The sequence below is a fragment of the Streptomyces sp. SID5910 genome (assembly GCF_009862125.1).
Taxonomy (GTDB): domain Bacteria; phylum Actinomycetota; class Actinomycetes; order Streptomycetales; family Streptomycetaceae; genus Streptomyces.
Genome location: NZ_WWHX01000475.1, coordinates 1 through 7,714, shown reverse-complemented (window position 1 = coordinate 7,714; position 7,714 = coordinate 1). Strand labels below are relative to the sequence as shown.

The following is a 7,714-nucleotide window of genomic DNA, read 5'->3' as shown; positions in this document are numbered from 1 at the left end:
AGCAGCGCGCGCGTGCCGAGCAGGCCGGCCCCCGGACGCGGAACGCGCGACGGGCCCGGCGCCCCTTCGCGGCCGGCGGAGTACGGCGCACGCCCGGCCTCGCACGGGCAGGCCGGCGCGCTCACCCCGGCGAGACTCTCGGCGGCGGGTACGCCCACGGGTCCGGGCACGTGCCCGAGCAGCGGCCCGCCGGCCGTCGTCGCGGGGCGCGATCCGGCCCCGCGCCACCGGGGCCGCCCACCGGCGGGCTTCGAACCCGGCGACGGCAGCCAGGGGGCCAGGGCGCGTTCGACGGCCCGGTCGTCCGGCAGCTTCGCCAGGCGCAACGGCCGCTCGGCGTCCCGCACGGCCCGGAGCACGCGCTGCCGCGCCCCCTCCACGTCCCCCGCGCCGGCCTCCGTGCGCAGCGTCCGGGCGGCCCGTATGACGTCGGGGAAGACGGACTGCGCCCTCTCGAAGGCCAAGTGGTGGGGCAGGTCGCGGATCATCCCCCTGGCCGCGCCGGGGTTCCTCTCCTCCATCGCCTCGTACCACTCCCCCATCACCTCCTCCCACTGGTGCTCGGGGTAGCGCATGCGCACCAGGTGGATCGCGAGGTCGCACAACGGGTCGCCGTAGGAGCTCAGTTCCCAGTCCAGGCAGAGCGCCGGGCCGCCGTCCTCCGGCAGCAGCAGGTTGCCGCGGTGCAGGTCCATGTGCAGGAGGCCCGGCGGGCGGGGCACCAGGTCGGGGACGCGCTCGGCGAACCCCACCAGGGCGTCGCCGGGGATGCCGAGAGCGGTGAACAGGTCTCCGAACTCCGGCCAGTTGGCCCTCACGATCTGCCGGTGCGCCTGGTGCGCCAGGGCCCGCAGGAAGTCCCGGCCGCTCTCCGCCGGGGACCGGCCGGGCGGCAGGTCCGGCAGGGCGTCGGCCTTGACCTGGTGGGTGCGGGCCAGGATCCCCACCGCCTCCCTGGCCAGCAGCGCGTCGACGGGCTTGCCGTCCCCGCACTCCTCGGACAGCGCCCGGCCGGGCACGTACGCGTGGATCGCGAGGTCCTTGTACTGGCGCAGGCACTCCGGCACCCGCTCCACCAACGGCCGGGCGGCGCCCATGACATGACCCTCGTGGTCACGGTCCCAGGTCCGGATCACCACGGGCAGCTCCGGGTGACGCGGCACCCTGACCAGGACCTGCGAGCCGGGTTCCCGGCCGAGTCGCCGTGCCATGGACGGCGTCAGCCGCACGACGTAGTTGCGGTTGTGGTGGCCGTTGACGGGGGGAGAACCGGCGATCGCGTGGCTCAGGATCTCCTGGGCGAGTGCGTCGGCGGGGCGGGGGCAGAGGGGACAGGGGGAAGCGGATGTGCACATGGGCGTTCCCGGAGGTCTCGTGCTGGGGGTGGCTGTGCCGTAGTCGCGTGCCGGAGGGTACGAGGGGGGACGGACGCTCAGAAGGGGCGGGCGCGGGCGGCCTGCGTCACGGTACTCGTGGGAGGAGGGGAACTTCTGTGGTGAGCCTACTGCCCCGCACGCCCCGACCTACGGGACCGGTTGTCGGGGAGATCGCGGTGCCAGCGGACGAGCGCGGCCATGATCTGCGACCGCCCCGGCACGTCCACCAGGCCGAGCGGCGCGGCGGCGGCGCCGAGGACGCGCTCCAGTTTCCCGGCCGCCCACGGCAGCGCGGGCCAGCGGAAGCCCGACTCGTCCCGCAGCGACAGCGCCAGCCGGACGGTGTCGGTCAGCAGGGACTGCGCCCGCTTGAAGTCCGTGATCAGCGGAAGGTCATGTTCCCAGCCGCGGGAGCTGCCGGGCCGGATCGCCTCGACGGCCGCGCACCACTCCCGGACCATGCGGGCCTCCTGATCGGCGGGCAGCCGCATCAGATAGAGGTGGGTCGCCAGGTCGTAGAGCGGGTCGCCGACCATCGCCAGTTCCCAGTCGATGGTCCACAGCCGTCCCCGGGGGTCGACGACGAAATTCTCCCGGTGCAGGTCGGCGTGGAGCAGACAGAACGGCCGCTCCGAAAATCCGTGCACCTTCTTCTTGAGGCGGGTGAACGATTCCTCATCGATTCCCACGGCACGGAAAAGGCCGCCGAATTCGGCCTGATTGGCCGCGTACACCTGTTCCTCGGCGAATACGACGAGGCGTCCGAGGAATCCGGCGGTGTCCCCGTCCTCGGGGGCGTCCAGAGGTGAGCAGCGGCGTTCGACGTGCAGGGTGTCGGCGGTGATCGGCACCATCTGCCGGAACAGCCGCACGATCTGTTCGAACAGCGGGTCCGGCACGCGCCGGCTCCACCGCCCGTAGGCGCCGAGCGTGCGCCCCTCGACAAAGGTCTGAAGATCCATTCCCCCGATGTCGACGACCTCGGGCACCTGGTCGATACGGCCCTTCAGCCCCCGCAGCAGATCCTCCTCCGACAGGAAGCACCTGCGGTCGAACCACAGTCCGGCGGAACGGGGTTCACGGAATTTGACGGGGCCGGGGCCGCCCGGCGGCCAAATGACGTACGTCTCGTGGTGATACCCCTTGAGCGGCCCCTTGACCAGGGCGGAACCACCGTTCATCGCTTCGGCTCGCCGCCTGACGGGCGAGACCATTTGGGGTGCCATTCTGTGCGTTCAGCCCATTCCGGTGGCGCCAATGGGGTAAGAGGGAAGCACGTTACTCCACCGCGCCCGCGCGCGACGGAGAACGCGGTCTCAGGACGCCTGGCGTCCCCGTCCCGGGCGATCCGCCGTACGCCCGAACGGTGACCCCCGGCGCACCGTCCCGGCCCCCGGCCCCGGCGCCGCGGGACCGCGACCGCCGCGGCGCCGTCCTTCCCCCGCAGATCCGAGGAGAGCCATGGAATCCCGCACCGACGGAAACGACCCGAGGGAACTCGCCACCCTGCTCCACGGGGTGCGGGCCGTGCTGTTCGACTTCGACGGGCCCGTGTGCGACCTCTTCCGCGGCGCGTCGACGGCCGACGTGGCACGCAGGATCAAGGACAGCGCACGGTATTCCTGGAAACACCTCGATCCGGAAGTGAGCGCCTGCGACGACTCGCACGGAATTCTCCGGAAACTGCGGGCGATGTACGAACGCCCGGCGCCGCGACGACGCGACCCGGGCCCGCTGGCGCGCGCGGAGGAGATCGTCAGGGAGCAGGAGGCGAAAGCGGCCCTCACCGCTGTTCCGACTCCGCTCGTCGACGCGCTGATTCCCGCTCTCGTCTCCGCGGGAATGCGTCTGGTCGTCGTGAGCAACAACGCCGAGAAACCCATCCGGGACCATCTCGTCCGACACGGGCTCGACGACGCGTTCGAAGTGGTCTGCGGACGGGACCCCGAGGACGCCCGGCGCATGAAGCCGCACCCGGACTGCGTCGACCGCGCCCTCGCGCACCTCGGTCTGCCGGCCGCGGCCTGTCTGCTGATCGGCGACCAGCTCACCGACCTGGAGGCCGCCCGTGCCGCCGGTACCCCGTTCCTCGGGTTCACCCGGGACGACGCCGTCGCCGAGGCGATGCTGCGTCAGGGGGCCGACGCCGTCGTCTCCTCGTACACCGGGCTCGTCGCCGCCGTCGGTCTGCTCGGTGACGTCCGCGTCCCGCTCACGGCCCGTCGGTGAGGAGCGTCCAGGCCGAGTCGAACCAGGACTGCATCATCTCCACGAAGACGGTGTCCCTCGTGTTCGCGCCGTCCTCCTTGACGTGGTGCGTGAGCCGCGCGCCCAGCCCGCGGACGTCGACGGCCTCGACCACCCGGCCGTCCGCCAGCTCGATGGACCGCTCGAACGCCTCGTACGGGCCGAACAGCGCCGCCGTCCTGTTGACCAGATAGAGCTTGTACGTCGGGGCCACGGTCACCCGCCGGATCTCGAAGTCGACCGACGGCACCAGCTTCATCGTCCTCAGGTCGTCGAGCACGGTGCGCAGTGACGCCGTGTGCCAGCGGGAGATGTCCAGCAGGCGCTCCCTGAGCGCCTGGTCGTCGTCGGGATCGTCGGCGCGCCAGTAGGGCAGCCACACGTCCTCGGACGGCAGCAGCATGCGCAGGGCGATGCGCCGCGGGGCGATCTCCTGGTCCCGGATGCGTTCCGCCTGGAGGCGGATGTGCGCGTCCAGTGACTCCGACGTCAGCGTGAAGACGTCCAGGGTCACTTCGGGCTGCTCGAAGGCCTCGCCGATCAGCAGTCCCAGGCTCGCCCGGCGGTCGGCACTCCTACTGCTCGTCGGCGAGGGGATCCACTGCGTCCTGACGACCCGCGAGCCGCTCCCCTGGCGGGTCTCGATCCAGCCCTCGCTCCGCAGCTCCCTCAGCACCCGCTGCACGGTGGAGCGTGAGACGCCGAACTCCTCGGCCAGTTCCCGCTCCGGCGGCAGCCGCGACTTCAGCCCGAAGGTGCCGTCGGTCATGCGCGTCCGCAGCACGCCCGCGACGCGCTCGAACTCCCTGCCGCCACCGTCCGGAACCGTTCCGTCACTCACACCGCGACCGTACCGCTCCGCGCTCCGGAGCAAACCACTTCCAGTCAACTTGCAGGCCGCATGTACGGGCCAGTTAAGGGATCTAGCCGTACGGGCATCACCCCCTCAACGGCAACCAGTCCAATTGGACTGCAAGTTGATCGCTCACCGGTCGGTGGCGCTGGGGGAGTCATGATCTTTTCGCAACTGCTGTCCGCGGTTTTCCTGATGGGGCTGGAGCAGCTGGTCCAGTCCCGCTACGGCGCCTTCGGGCTGCTGTGCCTGTGCGTGTTCGGCGTCGGGGTGCGGGCCCGCAGCACGACGTGCGCGTCCACCGGTGCCGTGCTCTTCCTGCTGCTGATGGCTCAGGCCTGAGCGGCGCTCCCGGCGGGCGGCCGGCTGCGCAGCAGGCTCAGCAGCGGTTCGAAGGAGCCGACGACGGTGTCCGCGCCCGCGTCCCGCAGGGACTTCTCCTTGCGTTCGTTGCGGGCGTAGCCGAGGAAGGGCACCTGGGCCTGCCGGGCGGCCTCGCAGTCCGAGGGGGAGTCGCCGATGAACAGGGAGGCGGACGGGGCGGCGCCCATCGCGCTGAGGGCCCGGACGAGGGTGTGCGGGTCGGGCTTGAGCAGCCTCAGTTCCTGGGTGCGGCCGTAGATGTGCGGGGTGAAGCACGGCAGCAGGCCCCGGCCGGTCAGATAGGTGCGCACCACCCGCGGCGCGTTGTTGGTGGCGACGGCCAGTCCGACGCCGACGGCCCTCCAGGTCCGGATCAGCGGATCGGCGTACGCGGTCGGCATGGCGGAGGCGGCGGCCCGCAGCTCCTCCTGGGTGAGACGTTCCTCCAGCTCCGCCACCAGGTCGCTGTCGGGGTGCCGGCGGTCGACCGCGCGCAGCACCGCGTGCGGGTCCGGCGACTCCCGTTCCTCCGGGGTCAGCAGGCCGCGCAGCCCGCGCCCCTCCAGCCAGTCGACGAGGTCGGCCGCCACCCGTTCCGCCGTGTGCCCGGCGAACAGGCGGCAGATCGGCCCGTCGAAGTCCCAGAGCACGAAGCGCGCTCCGCGCACCAGCCGTCCCAGGTTCGCCGTGTCCGCCGCCACCGGCTCGGTCTGCGTCGTATGAGAAGTCACTAGGAGAGTGTCATGTCCGTGGTGATGGTTTCCCAGAGGGCGTCGAACCACTTCTGTGATTCCTTCACGAACACCTCGTCCCGCTGCCCGGTGCGCTTCAGGAAGGAGAACAGCAGCGACTGGGAGCCGAGGGCGTCGTACATCTCCAGCGTGCGGCTCTCGTACTCCTCCTCGCGCCGGGTGAGCATGTAGTAGCCGAGGAGCGCCTCCTCGCCGTTGAGCAGGTACAGCTTCATCGGCGGGGTGAACGGCAGCGCGCGGAAGGCGATGCGCACGTCGACGCGGTGGGTGGACCGCACGGCGTACAGGTTGTGCTGGAGGACGCGGGCCTGGGCGTTGCGCATCTGGAGCCAGCGCTGGTGGACCGGGTCGTCCTCCTCGTCCTCGACCAGGACGGGGAAGGCCAGCTCGATGTCCCGCGACGGCATGAGCACGCGGAAGTCGATCGACTCCGGGCGGATCCTGCCCTCGTGGATCAGCCGGAGCGGTTCGCTGAGCGCCAGCATCAGCGTCTCCGAGGTGTGGCAGACGACGTCCACGCGCACGTGGGGCACCGAGAACGCCTCGGCCAGCCGGGGCCCGAGCGCCACCATCGTCGGCTGCGGCTCGCCGCGGACCGGGGGCGGCTCGGCGATGCGGGGCGGGCTGCCCTTGCTGACGTTGGTGAGCAGGCCGTCCTCCTGGAGGGCCCGCAGGGCCTGGCGGACGGTGCCGCGCTCCACCTTGAACTCGTCGGCCAGCTCGGCCTGGGTGGGCAGGCGGTCGCCCGCCTTCAGGTCACCCCCGCGGATCCGTTCCCGCAGGATGTCGGCGATCTCCTGGGACGAGAGCCTTCTGCTGCCGTTCACGGACACGTTCTCCTGGGTCACGACCAGACGCTACAACTCCGACCTACCTAGCGGGAGTTGTTTGAAACTTGTTTATAACTAGTAGCCAAGTGGGGACAACATAGTCAGAGTTGGTTGCCAACTTCTTCAAGTTGGCGGAGGTTTTACTTCCCGAAGCTTCCGAAGGGGGAAAGACCATGCCCGTCCTCGCCCTCGTGTCCGCGGTCTTCGTCGTCGCCTTCGAGCAGATGGTCCAGTGGAAGTACGGCGCCACCGGAGTCGTCGGCCTGCTCCTGCTCACCATCGGCATCAAGGCCAAGAGCCCCTCCGTCAGCTCGGTCGGCGCGGTGGTGCTGGCCCTGCTGGTCGCGGGGCCCGCCCTGTGAGGGGCCGGCCCCCGGATCCGCCCGGGGCACGCCGGACGTGGGAGGCGGTCAGTCCGTGAGCACCAGCTCCGAACTGATCGTCTCCCACAGTGCGTCGAACCACAGCTGCGACTGCCGCACGAACGACGTGTCGCGCGGGCCGGCCCCCTCCTCGAAGGCGAACAGCGTCGAGCGGGTGCCCTCGGCGTCGTACATCTCCAACTGCTCTTCCCCGACCTGTTGTTCACGCCGGGTGAGCGTGTAGTAGGCGAACAGCGCCTCCGTGCCGTTGAGCAGGTACAGCTTCACCGGCGGGGTGAAGGGCAGCGCGCGGAAGGAGACGCTCACGTCGATGCCGTGCGTGGCGCGCAGTGCCAGCAGATTGTGCTGGAGCACCTGCCCCTGGGCGTTGCGCATCGCCAGCCACCGCTCGTGCACCGGACCCCGGCCGCCGCGGCCCGCCACCGGCACCGGGAAGGCCAGGTCGATGTCCCGGCCGGGCAGCAGGACGCGGACGTCGACCTTGGCCGGTTTCCGCCGCCCGGTGTGGATCTGGCGCAGCGGTTCACCGATGGCGAGCGTGAGGGAGACCGCGGTCAGGCACAGGGCGTCGATCCTGACGTGCGGGGCGGCGAAGGCGTCGGCGATCCGCGGGGCGAGGGCCACCGTGGTCGGCTGCGGCAGCGCGTCGGGCCCGGTCAGGGCCGTGCCGGGGTCGGACGCGACGGTCGCCGGGCTGCCCTTGGAGACGTTGGTGAGCAGGCGCTCGGACTGAAGGATGCGCAGGGCCTGGCGCACGGTCCCGCGCTCCACCTCGAACTCGTCGGCCAACTGCGCCTGGGTGGGCATGCGCTGGCCCGACTGCAACCTCCCGGACCTGATCCGGGCCCGCAGTTCGTCGGCCACCTCGCGATGGGTTCTCGCAGGCTCCTGAGGCTTCTTCCGCCCGTTG

At 71.1% G+C, this 7,714-nt stretch carries 9 protein-coding genes; 3 read left to right on the top strand and 6 right to left on the bottom strand.

What is annotated here, in order from left to right; translation table 11 throughout:
- Both GTW67_RS16800 and GTW67_RS16795 read right to left on the bottom strand, forming a co-directional pair.
- Positions 1 to 1,355, bottom strand: a 1,355-nt coding sequence (locus GTW67_RS16800) for a phosphotransferase (RefSeq protein WP_161165634.1), incomplete at its 3' end; no start/stop codon positions are given.
- A 146-nt stretch (positions 1,356 to 1,501) separates the two neighbouring features.
- Positions 1,502 to 2,557: an aminoglycoside phosphotransferase family protein gene (locus tag GTW67_RS16795; protein WP_161165633.1), complete on the bottom strand. Its 1,056-nt coding sequence runs from the start codon at positions 2,555 to 2,557 to the stop codon at positions 1,502 to 1,504.
- A 280-nt stretch (positions 2,558 to 2,837) separates the two neighbouring features.
- On the opposite strand from GTW67_RS16795, the gene GTW67_RS16790 reads away from it, so the two are divergent.
- A complete protein-coding gene (locus GTW67_RS16790) occupies positions 2,838 to 3,605 on the top strand; it encodes an HAD family hydrolase (RefSeq protein WP_161165632.1) in 768 nt (255 codons plus the stop codon).
- Here the strand turns inward: GTW67_RS16790 and GTW67_RS16785 are convergent.
- The gene (locus GTW67_RS16785) at positions 3,589 to 4,464 is read right to left on the bottom strand and encodes a GntR family transcriptional regulator (RefSeq protein ID WP_161165631.1); all 876 of its coding nucleotides are present in this window, start codon (positions 4,462 to 4,464) and stop codon (positions 3,589 to 3,591) included. The two genes, GTW67_RS16790 and GTW67_RS16785, sit on opposite strands and share 17 nt — an antisense overlap.
- A 171-nt stretch (positions 4,465 to 4,635) precedes the next feature.
- On the opposite strand from GTW67_RS16785, the gene GTW67_RS16780 reads away from it, so the two are divergent.
- Positions 4,636 to 4,818 (top strand): hypothetical protein, encoded by a 183-nt coding sequence (locus GTW67_RS16780; RefSeq protein WP_161165630.1) that lies wholly within the window; start codon positions 4,636 to 4,638, stop codon positions 4,816 to 4,818.
- Here the strand turns inward: GTW67_RS16780 and GTW67_RS16775 are convergent.
- Positions 4,809 to 5,570 carry an HAD family hydrolase gene (locus GTW67_RS16775; protein WP_346010676.1) on the bottom strand — a complete coding sequence of 254 codons (762 nt, stop codon included), beginning with the start codon at positions 5,568 to 5,570 and terminating at the stop codon, positions 4,809 to 4,811. The two genes, GTW67_RS16780 and GTW67_RS16775, sit on opposite strands and share 10 nt — an antisense overlap.
- Complete coding sequence (locus GTW67_RS16770) at positions 5,570 to 6,445, bottom strand: GntR family transcriptional regulator (protein WP_202437339.1); 876 nt, start codon at positions 6,443 to 6,445, stop codon at positions 5,570 to 5,572. The genes GTW67_RS16775 and GTW67_RS16770 overlap by 1 nt, the downstream gene beginning before the upstream one ends.
- A gap of 149 nt (positions 6,446 to 6,594) precedes the next feature.
- Here GTW67_RS16770 and GTW67_RS16765 point away from each other — a divergent pair, with 149 nt between their 5' ends.
- Positions 6,595 to 6,783, top strand: coding sequence for a hypothetical protein (locus tag GTW67_RS16765; RefSeq protein WP_161165628.1), 189 nt, complete (start codon positions 6,595 to 6,597; stop codon positions 6,781 to 6,783).
- Between the two features lie 48 nt (positions 6,784 to 6,831).
- Here GTW67_RS16765 and GTW67_RS16760 read toward each other — a convergent pair.
- Positions 6,832 to 7,714 (bottom strand): winged helix-turn-helix domain-containing protein (locus tag GTW67_RS16760; protein WP_237518902.1); only part of this gene is annotated, 883 nt, incomplete at its 5' end.